This is a genomic window from Nonomuraea angiospora, assembly GCF_014873145.1.
GTDB lineage: Bacteria > Actinomycetota > Actinomycetes > Streptosporangiales > Streptosporangiaceae > Nonomuraea > Nonomuraea angiospora.
The window spans coordinates 3,439,249-3,454,927 of record NZ_JADBEK010000001.1 but is presented as its reverse complement, the minus strand read 5'-3'; the positions used below and the strand labels follow the sequence as shown (position 1 = coordinate 3,454,927).

Sequence of the window (15,679 nt, the reverse complement as noted above, 5' to 3'; positions counted from 1 at the left end):
CCGACGAAGGAGGCGGCGTGAGCGTAACCGCACCACTCGGTTTCCGGGCCGCGGGCATCGCCGCCGGGATCAAGTCCGGCGGCGCCCGTGACCTGGCCCTCGTCGTCAACGACGGCCCCAGCAGGGCCGCCGCGGGCGTCTTCACCGCCAACCGCGTGAAGGCCGCCCCCGTCCTGTGGTCGCAGCAGGTCCTGGCCGGCGGGCGGCTGCGCGCGGTCGTGCTCAACTCCGGCGGCGCCAACGCCTGCACCGGCCCCGAGGGCTTCCAGGACACCCACGCCACCGCCGAGAAGGTGGCCGAGGTGCTCCAGGACTCCGCGGGCGAGGTCGCGGTCTGCTCCACCGGCCTGATCGGCGAGCGGCTGCCGATGGACGCGCTGCTGGCCGGCGTCGAGAGCGCCTCCACCCAGCTCTCCCGCGACGGCGGCCTGGCCGCCGCCGACGCCATCCGCACCACGGACACCGTCTCCAAGATCTCGTTCCGGCGGGGCAGCGGATACATGGTCGGCGGCATGGCCAAGGGCGCGGGCATGCTCGCCCCCGCCCTGGCCACGATGCTCTGCGTGATCACCACGGACGCCGACCTGACCAGCGAGGAGCTCGACGCCGCGCTGCGCAGGGCCACCGCCAGGACGTTCGACCGCCTCGACACCGACGGCTGCATGTCCACCAACGACACCGTGCTCCTGCTGTCCAGCGGCGCCGCCGGCGTCAAGCCGGACCTGGCCGAGTTCGAGCAGAAGGTCCACGAGGTCTGCGCCGACCTGGCCAGGCAGCTCCTGGTCGACGCCGAGGGAGCCTCCAAGGCCATCGCCATCGAGGTCGTCGGCGCCGACTCGGAGGCCGACGCGGTCAAGGTCGGCCGCGCGGTCTCGCGTTCCAACCTGCTCAAGTGCGCCATCCACGGCGAGGACCCCAACTGGGGCCGCGTCCTGGCCGCCGTCGGCACCACCGACGCGGTGTTCGAGCCCGACCGCCTGAACGTGGCCATCAACGGCATCTGGATCTGCCGCGGCGGCGCGGTCGGCGACGACCGCTCCAAGGTGGACATGCGCCCCAGGGACGTGACGATCACGATCGACCTGTCGGCGGGCCCGCACACCGCGACGGTGCACACCACGGACCTGACGGCCGAGTACGTCCACGAGAACTCGGCGTACTCCTCGTGAGGTCCCTCAGCGCGCAGGCCAAGGCCGAGTCGCTGATCGAGGCGCTGCCCTGGCTGACCCGCTTCCACGGCGCGACCGTCGTCATCAAGTACGGCGGCAACGCCATGACCGACGAGTCGCTCAAGGCGGGCTTCGCCGAGGACGTCGTCTTCCTGCAGCACGCGGGCCTGCGCCCGGTCGTCGTGCACGGCGGCGGCCCGCAGATCAGCAGCGCGCTCGCCAAGCTGGGCATCGAGTCGACGTTCACGGCCGGGCTGCGGGTCACCACGCCGGAGGCCATGGAGGTCGTCAGGATGGTCCTGGTCGGCCAGGTCAACCGCGACATCGTGGGCCTGGTCAACCGGCACGGCCCGTTCGCCGTCGGCATGTCCGGCGAGGACGCCCACCTGTTCACGGCCGTGCGCAAGCACGCGATCGTGGATGGCGAGCCCGTGGACATCGGCCAGGTCGGCGAGATCATCAAGGTCGATCCGGGCGCGGTGCGGGCCCTGATCGACAACGGCCGCATCCCGGTCGTCTCCAGCGTGGCGCGCGGGGACGACGGGCAGATCTACAACGTGAACGCCGACACCGCCGCGGCCGCGCTGGCCGTGGCGCTCGAGGCGCAGAAGCTGATCGTCCTCACCGACGTCGAGGGCCTGTACGCCAACTGGCCCGACGACACCGACGTGATCGACCAGCTCGACGCCGACGAGCTCGAGACGCTGATGCCGACGCTGTCCAGCGGCATGGTCCCCAAGATGGAGGCCTGCCTGACCGCGGTCCAGGGCGGCGTCCCGCAGGCCCACGTGCTAGACGGCCGCGTGCCGCACTCACTGCTGCTGGAAATATTCACCAATGAGGGAATCGGAACGATGGTGGTGCCCTGATGAGCGAGCGTAGCGAGCGAATCGATAAGCACAGCAACCTTAGGTTCATGCGGACGACGGAGTCGGCCGCATGAACCTGTATGAGAGGTTCGAGACGGCCTTCATGCCCAACTACGGCGTGCCGCCGGTGGCGCTGGCGCGAGGCGAGGGCACTCGCGTCTGGGACGTGGACGGCAACGAATACCTCGACTTCATCGGCGGCATCGCGACCAGCTCGCTCGGTCACGCCCACCCGGCCCTGGTCGAGGCCGTCTCCAAGCAGGTCGCCACGATCGCGCACACCAGCAACCTGTTCCTGCACGAGCCCGAGGTGCTGCTCGCCGAGAAGCTCCTCGACCTGCTCAACGCCCCGGGCAAGGTCTTCTTCGCCAACTCCGGCACCGAGGCCAACGAGGCCGCCTACAAGCTCGCCGTCAAGTACGGCAAGCGCGAGGGCCGCTCCTACTTCGTGGCCGCCGAGAACGGCTTCCACGGCCGCACGATCGGCGCGCTGTCGCTGACCGGCAAGCCGTCGATCCGCGACCAGTTCGGCCCGTTCCCGATCGACGTCCGCTTCGTCCCGTACGGTGACGCCACCGCGCTCAAGGAGGCCGTGACCGGCGACTGCATCGCGGTCTTCCTGGAGCCCACCCAGGGCGAGGCCGGCGTGGTCCCGCCGCCCGAGGGCTACTTCGAGGCGGCCCGCGAGATCTGCGACTCCACGGGCGCCCTCCTGGTGGCCGACGAGATCCAGTCCGCGATCGGCCGCACCGGCCACTGGTTCGCGCACCAGGCCGACGGCGTCACGCCCGACATCCTGACCCTGGCCAAGGGCCTGGGCGGCGGGCTGCCGATCGGCGCGTGCATCGGGTTCGGCGACGCGGGCAAGCTGTTCGCCAAGGGCGACCACGGCTCCACGTTCGGCGGCAACCCGGTCGCCTGCGCCGCCGCCCTGGCCGTGCTCGACAACCTTGACCTCGACCACGTCAAGTCGGCCTCCGCGCGGCTGCGCTCCGGCCTGGAGTCGATCCGGCACCCGCTGCTGAAGAGCGTGCGCGGGCGCGGCCTCTGGCTGGCCACCGTGCTGAACGAGCCCCGCTCGGCCGAGGTCCAGAGCGCCGCCCAGAGCGCCGGCTTCCTGGTCAACGCCCTCCAGCCGGACGCCGTACGCATCGCGCCGCCGCTGGTGGTCACGGCGGAGGAGATCGACAAGTTCCTGGCCGCCTACCCGGCGATCCTGTCGGAGGCGGCCAAGTGACCAGGCACAGCGCGGACTCGGCGCAAATCAGACACTTCCTTCGCGATGACGACCTCACGTCCGCCGAGCAGGCGGAGGTGCTCGACCTCGCCGCGGCCATGAAGAAGGACCGGTTCGGCTACCGCCCGTTCGAGGGCCCGCAGACGGTCGCGGTCCTGTTCGACAAGCCGTCGGCCCGCACGCGCGTCTCCTTCCACACCGGCATCGGCGAGCTCGGCGGCCTGCCGCTGGTCGTCGACAACGTCTCGGTCCTCATGGGCCGCGGCGAGCCCACCGCCGACATCGCCCGGGTGCTCGACCGGCAGGTCGCCGCCATCGTGTGGCGGACCACCGGGCAGGAGCTCATCGACGAGATGGCCGCCCACTCCCGGGTGCCGGTCGTCAACGCGCTCACCGACGAGTTCCACCCCTGCCAGATCCTGGCCGACCTGCAGACCGTCCAGGAGAAGCTGGGCCGCACCGCCGGAGTCACGCTCACCTACCTGGGCGACGGCGCCAACAACATGGCCCACTCCTACCTGCTCGGCGGGGCCACCGCCGGCATGCACGTGCGGATCGCGGCCCCGGCCGGCTACCAGCCCGACGCGGTCATCCTCGACCAGGCCGCCGCCATCGCCGCCAGGACGGGCGGCTCGGTGATCGCGCTGTCCGACCCGGTGGCCGCCGCCCAGGGCGCCCACGTGATCGCGACCGACACGTGGGTGTCGATGGGCCAGGACGGCAAGGAGGAGCGGGTCGCCGCCCTCATGCCGTACCAGGTGAACTCCGAGCTGCTGGAGCACGCCGCGCCCGACGCGATCGTGCTGCACTGCCTGCCCGCCTACCGCGACTACGAGATCACCGGCGAGGTCCTCGAGGGCCCGCAGAGCGTCGTGTGGGACCAGGCGGAGAACCGGCTGCACGCCCAGAAGGCACTCCTGCACTGGCTGGTGTCCCATAGATGATGATCCCCATGACCAAGGCGGCGCGGCAGGCCAAGATCACAGATCTGCTGCAGCGGCAGGCCGTGCGCTCCCAGCCGGAGCTGGCCAAGCTGCTCGCCGAGAGCGGCGTCGAGGTCACCCAGGCCACGCTCTCGCGTGACCTCGACGAGCTCGGCGCGCTCAAGCTGCGCGCCGACGACGGATCCCTGGTCTACGCCCTGCCCGGCGAGGGCGGGGCCCGGATCCCGCTCACCCGGCTGGGCACCGGGGAGAGCCCGGCCGCGCGACTGCACCGCATCGCCGAGGAACTGCTGGTCGGCGCCGAGGCGTCGGCCAACCTGGTCATCGTACGGACCCCGCCGGGCGCGGCCCAGTTCCTGGCCTCCGCCATCGACCACGCCGACTGGGAGTCGATCCTCGGCACGGTCGCGGGCGACGACACGATCCTCGTGATCAGCCGCGATCCGACGGGCGGCCAGGCCGTCGCGGACGCGCTGCTGAGAGTGGCCGACCGGCGCGGCTAGCCCGCCGCCTGGCCAACATCTGATATCCGGAGATATGTAATGTCCGAAAGGGTAGTGCTCGCGTACTCCGGCGGCCTCGACACCTCGGTCGCCATCCCGTACCTCGCCGAGAAGATGGGCGCCGAGGTCGTCTGCGTCGCCGTGGACCTCGGCCAGGGCGGCGAGGACATGGCGGCGATCCAGCAGCGGGCCGTCGACTGCGGCGCGGTCGAGTCGGTCGTGGTGGACGCCAAGGAGGAGTTCGCCGCCGACTTCTGCGTGCCCGCGCTGCAGGCCAACGCCCTCTACATGGACCGCTACCCGCTGGTCTCCTCGCTGTCGCGCCCGCTGATCGTCAAGCACCTGGTCTCGGCGGCCAAGCGGTTCGGCGGCACGATCGTCTCGCACGGCTGCACCGGCAAGGGCAACGACCAGGTCCGCTTCGAGGCCGGCCTGGCCGCCCTCGCCCCCGACCTCAGGGTCGTCGCGCCCGCCCGCGACTTCGCCTGGACGCGAGACAAGGCCATCGAGTACGCCGAGGCCAAGGGCCTGCCCATCGAGACGTCGAAGAAGAACCCGTTCTCCATCGACCAGAACCTCTGGGGCCGCGCCGTCGAGACCGGCTTCCTCGAGGACATCTGGAACGGCCCCACCGAGGACGTCTACTCCTACACCGGCGACCCGGCCGAGCCGCGCGAGCCCGACGAGGTCGTCATCACGTTCGAGCAGGGCGTCCCCGTCGCGATCGACGGGCGGGCGCTGACGCCGTACCAGGTCGTCGACGAGCTGAACCGGCGCGCCGGCGCGCACGGCGTCGGCCGGATCGACCTGGTCGAGGACCGCCTGGTCGGCATCAAGTCGCGCGAGGTGTACGAGGCGCCCGGCGCCGTCGCCCTCATCACCGCGCACATGGAGCTGGAGAACGTCACCGTCGAACGCGACCTCGCCCGCTTCAAGCGCGGCGTGGACCAGCGGTGGGGCGAGCTCGTCTACGACGGCCTGTGGTTCTCGCCGCTCAAGAGCGCCCTCGACGCTCTCATCGCCGAGGCGCAGAAGCACGTCTCCGGCGACATCCGCATGACGTTGCACGGCGGCCGGGCCACTGTCACCGGCCGCCGCTCGGAGGATTCTCTGTACGATTTCTCGCTGGCCACCTATGACACCGGCGACACGTTCGACCAGTCGCTGGCCAAGGGGTTCGTCCAGCTGTTCTCCCTCCCCACTAAGATCGCCGCCGCACGGGACGCCAAGAAAGGGTGACGTGCACTAAGGTCGCGCCGGAGCACAGGAGCTCGGGGCGAGAGAGCGAGGAACGATGCCAACGAGTCCCGAAGCGGGTGCGACCATGGACCGCCGGAGCACAGGAGCTCGGGGCGAGAGAGCGAGGAACGATGCCAACGAGTCCCGAAGCGGGTGCGACCATGGACATGGTCACGAAGGAGATAACGGTGAGTGATGGCAAGCCGATGCGGCTGTGGGGCGGGCGATTCGAGAGCGGTCCGTCCGACGCGCTGGCCCGGCTGTCGGTGAGCGTGCACTTCGACTGGCGGCTCGTGCCGTACGACCTGGCCGCGTCCAGGGCGCACGCCCGCGTGCTGCACAGGGCGGAGCTGCTGAGCGACGAGGAGCTCGAGCGCATGATCGGCGCGCTCGACGACCTGGAGCGCGCCTGCAAGGCGGGCGAGTTCCGGCCGACGGTCGCCGACGAGGACGTGCACACGGCGCTGGAGCGCGGCCTGCTGGAGCGGCTCGGCACGCTGGGCGGCAAGCTGCGCGCGGGGCGCTCGCGCAACGACCAGATCGCCACCGACCTGCGCCTCTACCTGCGCGATCACGCCCGCACGGTCGTCTCCCGCCTGGTCGAGCTGGAGACGGCGCTCATGGCCCAGGCCGCCACGCACGCCGAGACGGCCGCGCCCGGCATGACACACCTGCAGCACGCGCAGCCGGTGTCGTTCGGCCACCAGCTCCTGGCCCACGTGCACGCCTTCGCCCGCGACATCGACCGCATCACCGACTGGGACAAGCGCGCCGCGATCTCCCCGCTCGGCGCCGGCGCGCTGGCGGGCTCGTCGCTGCCGCTCGACCCGCAGGCCGTGGCCGAGGAGCTCGGCTTCGCGGCCGCCGCGCCCAACTCGATGGACGCCGTCTCCGACCGTGACTTCGCGGCGGAGTTCCTGTTCGACGCGGCCATGATCGGCGTGCACCTGTCGCGGCTGGGCGAGGAGATCGTCCTGTGGGCCTCGCAGGAGTTCCGCTGGATCGAGATGGACGACGCCTACTCCACCGGCTCGTCGATCATGCCCCAGAAGAAGAACCCCGACGTCGCCGAGCTGGCCCGCGGCAAGTCCGGGCGCCTCATCGGCAACCTGATGTCGCTGCTGACCACCCTCAAGGGCCTGCCGCTCACCTACAACCGCGACCTGCAGGAGGACAAGGAGCCCGTCTTCGACGCGGTCGACACGCTGCTCCTGGTCCTGCCGGCGATGGCCGGGCTGGTCGCGACCATGCGGGTCAACACCGCCCGCATGGAGGCCTCGGCGCCCGATGGGTTCGCGCTGGCCACCGACCTGGCCGAGCTGCTCGTCCGCCGCGGGGTCCCGTTCCGCGAGGCCCACGAGGCGGTCGGCCACCTGGTGGTGTGGTGCCAGGTCAACGACAAGGACCTCGGCGACCTCACGGACGAGGAGCTGATCAAGGTGTCGGCGCACCTGACGCCCGACGTCCGCGACGTGCTCAACGTGCCCGGCGCCCTGGCCGCGCGCAAGGCCCACGGCGGCACCGCGCCCGACCGCGTCCGCGACCAGCTCGTCGCGCTGCGGGAGGCGGTCGACGCGCAGGCGGCATGGGCAGCGGGGAGCTGAGCTCCGCCGCGCTGCCGCGGGGTTTCTTCGACCGGCCGTCGCACGAGGTCGCGCCCGACCTGCTCGGGCGCGTGCTCGTACACGGTCCCGTCGCCGTGCGCCTGACCGAGGTCGAGGCGTACGGCGGCCCCGGCGAGGACCCGGCGGCGCACACCTACCGGGGCAAGACGCCGCGTAACGCGGTCATGTTCGGCCCGCCGGGGCACCTGTACGTGTACTTCACGTACGGCATGCACTTCTGCGCGAACCTGGTGTGCCTGCCCGAGGGCTTCGGCTCGGCCGTGCTGCTGCGGGCGGGCGAGGTGGTGGCGGGCATCGACGAGGCCCGCGCCCGGCGCACATCCCCGGGCACCGCCCGCACGTCTCCAGGCACCGGTCCCGCCTCTTCGGGCGACGGCCGCACGTCCACGGGCACCGGCCCTACGGGTCCGGGCAGGGCTGCGAGCGGCCGGGTGATCCCCGACCGGGACCTCGCCCGCGGCCCGGCCAGGCTCGCCGTCGCCCTCGGCCTGCTCCGCGAGCACAACGGCCTCGACGCGATCGCGGGGGCCTCTTTCGTAGCCGACATAGCCGATATAGCCGACGCGGCCGATCAGCGGCTGACCGGCATTCCCCATGCAGCCGCGGCCATGCTGGAGGGCCTTCCGCCGGAGGCGGCGTCGATCAGGTCAGGCCCGCGTACCGGCATCTCGACCGCCAAGGACACGCCGTGGCGGTTCTGGATCGACGGTGACCCGACCGTGTCGCCCTACCGCGCTCACGTACCCCGCCGCCGCAACGCCGCGGCCACCTCGGTGGGAGGGGCATCCAGGTCGTGACGGCTGAAAATGTGCAGGTTGTCGCCGGTGTCGATCTCCAGGATCTCGCTCCGCCGCCCCCATCGCCTGTTCACGTCGACCTTGATGTCCCGGATCGCCTCCCAGGGCACGTGCCGTTTGCCCGCGAACCCGTGCACCACGGTGATCCCGCTCTGATCGGCCGCCAGCCGTACGGGGACGATCAGATCGCGCAGCCCCATCCCGCCAACCAGCACGGCCGCCGGCACCGCCAGGATCACGCCGCGGACATCGCCGTCGACCCACCAGTAGACGGCGAGCCCAGCACACGCCAGAGCCCCTAAAATCTTGAAAACGGCCAGCTCGCGACGGACCCTCCACATGGAGACAGAGCGTATCCAAGTGGCGGCAAACCTGGGCGATCGGGCACGCTTGTCATACTCAACGTCCAACGTCTCTACGGAAAGCCGGCACCGTGACCGACATTCTCGATGACCTCGCGTGGCGAGGGCTTATCGCGCAGTCCACCGACCTCGACGCCCTGCGCGCGTCCATGGCCAAGGGCCCGATCACGGTCTATTCCGGTTTTGACCCCACCGCCGCCTCCTTGCACGTCGGCCACTTCGTGCCGCTGCTCACGCTGCGCCGCCTCCAGCTCGCCGGGCACCGTCCGATCGGCCTGGTCGGCGGCGCCACCGGCCTGATCGGCGACCCGAGCGGGCGCAACACCGAGCGCTCGCTCAACGCCAGCGAGGTCGTCGCGGAGTGGGTGGAGCGTCTGCGCGGCCAGGTCGGCCGCTTCCTCGACTTCGACGTCCAGCCGAACGCCGCCCAGCTGGTCAGCAACCTCGACTGGACCGGCGAGCTGAGCGCCATCGACTTCCTGCGCGACATCGGCAAGCACTTCCCGGTCAACCGCATGCTCGCCCGGGAGTCCGTCTCGGCGCGTCTGCAGGGGGAGGGGCTGAGCTACACCGAGTTCAGCTACCAGATCTTGCAGGCCAACGACTACCTGGAGCTGTTCCGCCGCCACAACTGCACGCTGCAGATCGGCGGTAGCGACCAGTGGGGCAACATCACGGCGGGCGCCGACCTCATCCGCCGCATCGAGGGCGGGCACGTCCACGCACTCACCCTGCCGCTGATCACGAAGGCCGACGGCACCAAGTTCGGCAAGACGGCGGGTGGCGCCCTCTGGCTCGACCCGGAGATGACCTCGCCGTACGCCTTCTACCAGTACTTCCTCAACTCCGACGACCGTGACGTGATCCACTACCTCAAGGTCTTCACCTTCAAGACCCGCGAGGAGATCGAGACCCTGGAGAAGGCCGTCGCCGAACGCCCCTTCGCCCGCGAGGCGCAGCGGACGCTCGCCGAGGACCTCACCGAGCTGCTCCACGGCAAGCAGGAGCTCGACGCGGTCGTGGCGGCCTCGAAGGCGCTGTTCGGACAGGGCGCGCTGGAGGAGCTGCCCGCCTCCACGCTCGGGGCGGCGCTGGCCGAGGTGCCGAAGGCCACGGTTCCCGCGCTCGGGACGCCGTTCGTCGACCTCCTGGCCGACAGCGGGCTGGTGGAGTCGAAGTCGGCGGCCAGGCGGGCGGTGAAGGAGGGCGGGGCGTACCTCAACAACGTCAAGATCACCGACGAGGCGTACGTACCCGGCTCCGAGGACCTGCTGCACGGACGCTTCATGGTGCTCCGGCGCGGCAAGAAGTCGATCGGCGGTGTCGAGGTCGGCTGACCTGCACAGCACGGGCCCTTCCCCTGACCGGGGGAAGGGCCCTTTTCCGTATGGTCCGTCGGCGCCGGACGACGTCCGATGCGTCAGCGGCGGATGATGTGTGGCTGTCAGGGGCGAACGACGTATGGTGCGTCAGGCGCGCCAGGTGCGTTGTCAGCGGCGGACGAACAGCGCCACAGTCAGCCCCGGCAGCTCGGCGGAGTGCTTGGCCAGGCTCAGCTTGAACCCCGCCTTCACCACCTCGGCGACCCGCGGGACCGCGTCGCCGTCGAGGCCCGACTGCTTGCTCCCGCGCCACACCACCCACACCCGGTCACGCCCGTCCAGCGCGGCCGCCGCGTCGGGCCGCTCCGGATAACCGAACCCGTCGGGCGAGGGCGCGTCCCCGGTCTTGAGCACGTCGACCGGCATCAAGGAGTCCGCGTAGTACTCGAAGCCCGTGCGGAGCTGGCTCTGGCCGTACACGATCGCGTCGTCGGGCTCGGCCTTGATCACGCGCAACGCCCAGGGGATGTTCTCGAAACGGCCGTTCTCCTCGCGTACCGTGACGTGCTCCTGAACGGACAGCGCACACCCGAGCAGCACCACCACGACCGCCGCCACCACCTGGAACCGGGGCAGAGCCGCCACGGCGAGCCCCGCCAGCAGCGCCAGCGCGGGGGCGGTCACGAACAGGTAGCGATCCACGTAGACGGGCGTCACGAGTTGCGACACGGCGAGCAGCAGCACCGGCGGCAACACCAGCCACCCGACCAGCACGAACACCCACACCCTGGCCCCGCCGCTTACCCCGGCCCCGGCCCCGGCTCCGCCGCTCACCCCGGCCCCAGCTCCGCCGCTTTCCTCGCCCCTGACTCTGCCGGCCTCCTCGACCCCAGCTGTTCCGGCTTCCTCGACCCCACGCGGGGCCGCCCTCCACGGCGGGAGGGCACCGGCTCCACGTGGCGCCGCCCTCCACAGCAGCACCGCGCCGGCCAGCGCCAGGGCGAACAACATCAGGCCCAGCCCGGTCGCCCCCGCCGCCATCTTCGGGAACTTCAGCCATACCTCCGGCCCGCGCTGCGGAATCCAGCTGATCGCGTGCCGCTCCCCGAACCCCACCAGCCCCAGCACCGCGGCCGGCACGCACCCGACGGCCATCGCCGCCAGCATCGGCACCACCCGGTCCCGGCGCAGCAGCAGCAACTGGGCGGGCAGCACCAGCACCGCGAACAGATGGGTGGAACACACGAGGGCCACCGCGACCCCGTACACCACCCACCGCCTGACCTCGGAGCGCTCCACGGCCCGGTGCAGCGCCCAGAATGAGAACGCCACCGCGGCCGCCGCGAACGCGTACGACCTGGCGAAAGCCCCGAAGTAGGACACCGAGGGCAGGATCGCGAAGACTGCGGCCGCGATCACCCCGGCCCGCGTGCTGTGCAACCGCCGCCCCAGATCGACCAGGAACCAGGCGGCCACGGCGATCCCCACCGCCGACGGCAGGCGCAGCCACAACTCCGCCGTACCTGCCTTCACCCAGAGGTGCATGAACAGGTAGTACGGCAGGAAGTGACCATCGATGTGCCGGGCCAGCTCCCACATCCCGGACAGCGAACGGGAAGCGGCGCTGATGGTGGCCAGCTCGTCGCCGTTCAGGGTGGCGGACCCCGTACCTGTGAACGCCGCGATACCGGCGAGCAAGGACATCCACCATGAGGTGGAGGTGCGGAGACGCTCGGCCGGACGGGCGGGGGGAGCTAGCGTGGCGGCAGTGGTCACCGGGGCAGGATACGCGGGGGGAAGGTCGGGAGTATTCGCGTTCGCCCCTTATCCGGCACCGCAATCGGGCCCAGAGCCTTCAGCCCGACCGCCTCCACGACGCCTCGAAACCGAACTGCCTCCCCGCGGGCCCATCTCCATGTGGCCGCTCGTGAGGCAGTTCGCCCTCGATGTCGCGCAGCCAGTGGTGCTCACGTAGCAGCCTGGCCACACCAACGGCTCGCGCCATCCGGCCCGGGACCACTACATTCATGGCCCGCCTTGGCGGGACGGTGGGAGGCTGCACCACCTTGTCGGGGAAGACCACACGCCCGAGCCGCTCGCCGCCGGCAATGAGCGGCACGGACCGCGTCGAACCGATCCCGCCCCCGCGGCCCAGCCTCGTCAGCGCCCACCACACCACGTTGCCGATCGCCGCCCGCGCTGTTTGCGTTCCCAGCTCCCGCCACATTCCTGGCGACCACGTCCTGGGGGCCACCGCTCGTCCGCCACCACTCCCCGCGTCGCGCGCGCCGCCCCACCTCGCCAGTCGCCCACAGCGTTTCGGGCAGCACTCAGATGCCTACGGGAGGCCGTTCCGCCGCCGCCCACGCCCCCAGCCACAGCGTTCTCTCACCCGGAGCGAATCCCCGAACGGCTGCCCAGAGCCTTGCCAGAGCCGACCCGTAATCATTGCCGGGTGACGCGCGTCGGCTTCACCACGATCACCACCCGCCGCTCGGCATCCCCGACCGGTCGCTCGTACTCCAGGCCGTAGCGGTTGGCCAGCACGTCGAAGAAGTCGCCCGAAGGGTCGGGCTCCAGCCGCTCGACCACGCCGCGGATCTCCAGATACCGGTACGGCTGCTCAGGGTCGTTGATGGAGACCGCTACCTGCGGATGTTGCTTGACATTTCGGTACTTGAAGCGATCCATCGTGGTCGTGAAGCGCAAGTGCTCCCCGTCCCAGATCGTCCAGACCGGGTTCACGTTGGGCGTACCGTCGGCCCCGATCGTCGCCAGGTGGGCGAACAGCGGGCGATTCAGCAGGTCCAAGTGAGTGTCGGGAATGATCACGTCTCTCCTCCAAAGCGTCACTACGCGCCCAGGTTATCAAAGCTTTGATAACCATCAATGTTGTACTATTTCCGATATGGGGATGCCTGCGGACGAACGCCTCGGTCTGGACATCAAGCGCGCGGAGCAGGCGCTGATCGCGGCCAAGCAGGCCGCCGTCCGGCCGGCGGGGCTGACCGTGCCCCAGTACGCGACGCTGTTCGCACTGGCCGACAGCCCGGGAATCTCGGGCGCGGCGCTGGCCAGAGCATGCCTGGTCACCCCCCAGGCCATGACGGTCGTACTCAAGAACCTCGAGGAACGCGGCTTCATCGAACGCTCCCCGCACCCCTGGCATCGAAACATCCTGGAGACCCGGCTGACCGAGACCGGGCGTGCGGCGCTGAAGGCGGCGGACGAGCGCGCCGTGGTGATCGAACGAGCGATCGCGGGCGAGTTCAACGCGCTGGAACGGAAGCAACTGCGCGGCCTGCTGACCCGGTGCGCCGAGGCGATCGCCCGTGCCACCCAGGAGCTGTGACATGAAGAGGCCCGTCCGGCCATGTCACTGGGCGGCCGGGCCGCGGATGGCTCCCACCGCGTGGTGGGGATCGTCCGCGACACGCCCCCTGGCGAGGCGATTTGACGTGTCGCGGATTGCGACCTAGTCTTTCAGTTCGCGCCGGGAGTGAGCCGGACGCCGATCAGGCGGACGGGCCCCCGCGCAAGCCCCTTGAAATGACGAGCCACTCGGCAGAGCCGCTTCGGCGCGCTCGTAGCCCGGGTCGTCGTCTGGCGCATGGAGATCACCGGAAAATCGGTTGATTCGACAGGCTCTGGATGACACGGTAAGTTACGAGGGTTGCCCCGGGCCGACCGGGGTGCACCATCCTAAGCAAGTCTGAGCAGGTTCCAGCAAATCCCTGGATTTGACGGGAATCAACAAGCTCGGTAAATTTTAGGAAAACGCGAGGCACGCCTCCGAGCGAAGGTCGAGAGACTTACGCAAGGATGTACGCGTCCGTTTCTTGAGAACTCAACAGTGTGTTAAAAGCCAGTGCATGAGATACATGCATATCCCCGTCATTATTGACGGAAATTGCTTGGATTCACAATCCAAACGAAAGACATTGTTTGGAGAGTTTGATCCTGGCTCAGGACGAACGCTGGCGGCGTGCTTAACACATGCAAGTCGAGCGGAAAGGCCCTTCGGGGTACTCGAGCGGCGAACGGGTGAGTAACACGTGAGCAACCTGCCCCTGACTCTGGGATAAGCCCGGGAAACTGGGTCTAATACCGGATACGACCGCCCCCGGCATCGGGTGGTGGTGGAAAGTTTTTCGGTTGGGGATGGGCTCGCGGCCTATCAGCTTGTTGGTGGGGTAGTGGCCTACCAAGGCGACGACGGGTAGCCGGCCTGAGAGGGCGACCGGCCACACTGGGACTGAGACACGGCCCAGACTCCTACGGGAGGCAGCAGTGGGGAATATTGCGCAATGGGCGGAAGCCTGACGCAGCGACGCCGCGTGGGGGATGACGGCCTTCGGGTTGTAAACCTCTTTCAGCAGGGACGAAGTTGACGTGTACCTGCAGAAGAAGCGCCGGCTAACTACGTGCCAGCAGCCGCGGTAATACGTAGGGCGCAAGCGTTGTCCGGAATTATTGGGCGTAAAGAGCTCGTAGGTGGCTGGTCGCGTCTGCCGTGAAAGCCCGCAGCTTAACTGCGGGTCTGCGGTGGATACGGGCCGGCTAGAGGTAGGTAGGGGCAAGTGGAATTCCTGGTGTAGCGGTGAAATGCGCAGATATCAGGAGGAACACCGGTGGCGAAGGCGGCTTGCTGGGCCTTACCTGACGCTGAGGAGCGAAAGCGTGGGGAGCGAACAGGATTAGATACCCTGGTAGTCCACGCTGTAAACGTTGGGCGCTAGGTGTGGGGATCTTCCACGATCTCCGTGCCGGAGCTAACGCATTAAGCGCCCCGCCTGGGGAGTACGGCCGCAAGGCTAAAACTCAAAGGAATTGACGGGGGCCCGCACAAGCGGCGGAGCATGTTGCTTAATTCGACGCAACGCGAAGAACCTTACCAAGGTTTGACATCACCCGGAAACGCCTGGAGACAGGCGCCTCTTCGGACTGGGTGACAGGTGGTGCATGGCTGTCGTCAGCTCGTGTCGTGAGATGTTGGGTTAAGTCCCGCAACGAGCGCAACCCTTGCTCCATGTTGCCAGCACGCCCTTCGGGGTGGTGGGGACTCATGGGGGACTGCCGGGGTCAACTCGGAGGAAGGTGGGGATGACGTCAAGTCATCATGCCCCTTATGTCTTGGGCTGCAAACATGCTACAATGGCCGGTACAGAGGGTTGCGATACCGTGAGGTGGAGCGAATCCCTAAAAGCCGGTCTCAGTTCGGATTGGGGTCTGCAACTCGACCCCATGAAGTCGGAGTCGCTAGTAATCGCAGATCAGCAATGCTGCGGTGAATACGTTCCCGGGCCTTGTACACACCGCCCGTCACGTCACGAAAGTCGGCAACACCCGAAGCCCGTGGCCCAACCAGCTTGCTGGGGGGAGCGGTCGAAGGTGGGGCTGGCGATTGGGACGAAGTCGTAACAAGGTAGCCGTACCGGAAGGTGCGGCTGGATCACCTCCTTTCTAAGGAGCATCTTCACCCTTCACCACCGAATGTGTGGTGGGGTGACAGCTCACTAGTGGAGCACTGGCTACTCGGCACAGCATGGTCAACGGCTGGCTAGTACCGCCCTTCGGGGAGTGGGAACGCTGGTACCGCGATCATGAGGTGT

The 15,679-nt window shown here is 69.2% G+C and carries 13 protein-coding genes and 1 rRNA gene; 11 read left to right on the top strand and 3 right to left on the bottom strand.

Annotated elements, in window-relative coordinates:
* Positions 1 to 17: 17 nt before the first annotated feature.
* From argJ to H4W80_RS15650, 8 genes are all read left to right on the top strand, one after another.
* A complete protein-coding gene (gene argJ, locus H4W80_RS15685) occupies positions 18 to 1,169 on the top strand; it encodes a bifunctional glutamate N-acetyltransferase/amino-acid acetyltransferase ArgJ (RefSeq protein ID WP_192785766.1) in 1,152 nt (383 codons plus the stop codon).
* Entirely contained in the window at positions 1,166 to 2,038 is an 873-nt protein-coding gene (gene argB, locus H4W80_RS15680) for an acetylglutamate kinase (RefSeq protein WP_192785765.1), read from the top strand. The genes argJ and argB overlap by 4 nt, the downstream gene beginning before the upstream one ends.
* A gap of 70 nt (positions 2,039 to 2,108) precedes the next feature.
* Positions 2,109 to 3,275, top strand: coding sequence for an acetylornithine transaminase (locus tag H4W80_RS15675; protein ID WP_192785764.1), 1,167 nt, complete (start codon positions 2,109 to 2,111; stop codon positions 3,273 to 3,275).
* The gene (gene argF, locus H4W80_RS15670) at positions 3,272 to 4,219 is read left to right on the top strand and encodes an ornithine carbamoyltransferase (protein ID WP_318786882.1); all 948 of its coding nucleotides are present in this window, start codon (positions 3,272 to 3,274) and stop codon (positions 4,217 to 4,219) included. The genes H4W80_RS15675 and argF overlap by 4 nt, the downstream gene beginning before the upstream one ends.
* A complete protein-coding gene (locus H4W80_RS15665) occupies positions 4,216 to 4,722 on the top strand; it encodes an arginine repressor (RefSeq protein ID WP_192785763.1) in 507 nt (168 codons plus the stop codon). Before argF ends, H4W80_RS15665 begins: the two co-directional genes overlap by 4 nt.
* Before the next feature lie 39 nt (positions 4,723 to 4,761).
* Positions 4,762 to 5,961 (top strand): argininosuccinate synthase, encoded by a 1,200-nt coding sequence (locus H4W80_RS15660; RefSeq protein ID WP_192785762.1) that lies wholly within the window; start codon positions 4,762 to 4,764, stop codon positions 5,959 to 5,961.
* A 167-nt stretch (positions 5,962 to 6,128) separates the two neighbouring features.
* Positions 6,129 to 7,565, top strand: coding sequence for an argininosuccinate lyase (gene argH / locus H4W80_RS15655; RefSeq protein WP_192793524.1), 1,437 nt, complete (start codon positions 6,129 to 6,131; stop codon positions 7,563 to 7,565).
* Positions 7,547 to 8,383 (top strand): DNA-3-methyladenine glycosylase, encoded by an 837-nt coding sequence (locus H4W80_RS15650; RefSeq protein WP_192785761.1) that lies wholly within the window; start codon positions 7,547 to 7,549, stop codon positions 8,381 to 8,383. Before argH ends, H4W80_RS15650 begins: the two co-directional genes overlap by 19 nt.
* Here the strand turns inward: H4W80_RS15650 and H4W80_RS15645 are convergent.
* On the bottom strand, positions 8,323 to 8,724 hold the full coding sequence (locus H4W80_RS15645) for a PH domain-containing protein (RefSeq protein ID WP_192785760.1): 402 nt from the start codon (positions 8,722 to 8,724) through the stop codon (positions 8,323 to 8,325). The genes H4W80_RS15650 and H4W80_RS15645 overlap by 61 nt on opposite strands.
* 92 nt (positions 8,725 to 8,816) lie before the next feature.
* Between H4W80_RS15645 and tyrS the strand changes: the two genes are divergently transcribed.
* Positions 8,817 to 10,082 (top strand): tyrosine--tRNA ligase, encoded by a 1,266-nt coding sequence (gene tyrS, locus H4W80_RS15640; protein WP_192785759.1) that lies wholly within the window; start codon positions 8,817 to 8,819, stop codon positions 10,080 to 10,082.
* Between the two features lie 153 nt (positions 10,083 to 10,235).
* On the opposite strand, the gene H4W80_RS60710 is transcribed toward tyrS, so the two are convergent.
* Entirely contained in the window at positions 10,236 to 11,771 is a 1,536-nt protein-coding gene (locus H4W80_RS60710; RefSeq protein WP_225963466.1) for a glycosyltransferase family 39 protein, read from the bottom strand.
* 741 nt (positions 11,772 to 12,512) lie between these two features.
* Entirely contained in the window at positions 12,513 to 12,899 is a 387-nt protein-coding gene (locus tag H4W80_RS15630) for a PPOX class F420-dependent oxidoreductase (protein ID WP_192785758.1), read from the bottom strand.
* A 76-nt stretch (positions 12,900 to 12,975) separates the two neighbouring features.
* On the opposite strand from H4W80_RS15630, the gene H4W80_RS15625 reads away from it, so the two are divergent.
* Positions 12,976 to 13,419 (top strand): MarR family winged helix-turn-helix transcriptional regulator, encoded by a 444-nt coding sequence (locus tag H4W80_RS15625; RefSeq protein ID WP_225963465.1) that lies wholly within the window; start codon positions 12,976 to 12,978, stop codon positions 13,417 to 13,419.
* 590 nt (positions 13,420 to 14,009) lie between these two features.
* A 16S ribosomal RNA gene (locus H4W80_RS15620) occupies positions 14,010 to 15,530 on the top strand.
* Positions 15,531 to 15,679 lie beyond the last annotated feature (149 nt).

Coding starts and splice junctions, on each gene's coding strand:
- H4W80_RS15675 (WP_192785764.1), top strand. CDS start 2,109: ATGAACCTGTATGAGAGGTTCGAGACGGCCTTCATGCCCAACTACGGC.
- H4W80_RS15665 (WP_192785763.1), top strand. CDS start 4,216: ATGATGATCCCCATGACCAAGGCGGCGCGGCAGGCCAAGATCACAGAT.
- H4W80_RS15660 (WP_192785762.1), top strand. CDS start 4,762: ATGTCCGAAAGGGTAGTGCTCGCGTACTCCGGCGGCCTCGACACCTCG.
- argH (WP_192793524.1), top strand. CDS start 6,129: ATGGTCACGAAGGAGATAACGGTGAGTGATGGCAAGCCGATGCGGCTG.
- H4W80_RS15650 (WP_192785761.1), top strand. CDS start 7,547: ATGGGCAGCGGGGAGCTGAGCTCCGCCGCGCTGCCGCGGGGTTTCTTC.
- H4W80_RS15645 (WP_192785760.1), bottom strand. CDS start 8,724: ATGTGGAGGGTCCGTCGCGAGCTGGCCGTTTTCAAGATTTTAGGGGCT.
- H4W80_RS60710 (WP_225963466.1), bottom strand. CDS start 11,771: ATGTCCTTGCTCGCCGGTATCGCGGCGTTCACAGGTACGGGGTCCGCC.
- H4W80_RS15625 (WP_225963465.1), top strand. CDS start 12,976: ATGGGGATGCCTGCGGACGAACGCCTCGGTCTGGACATCAAGCGCGCG.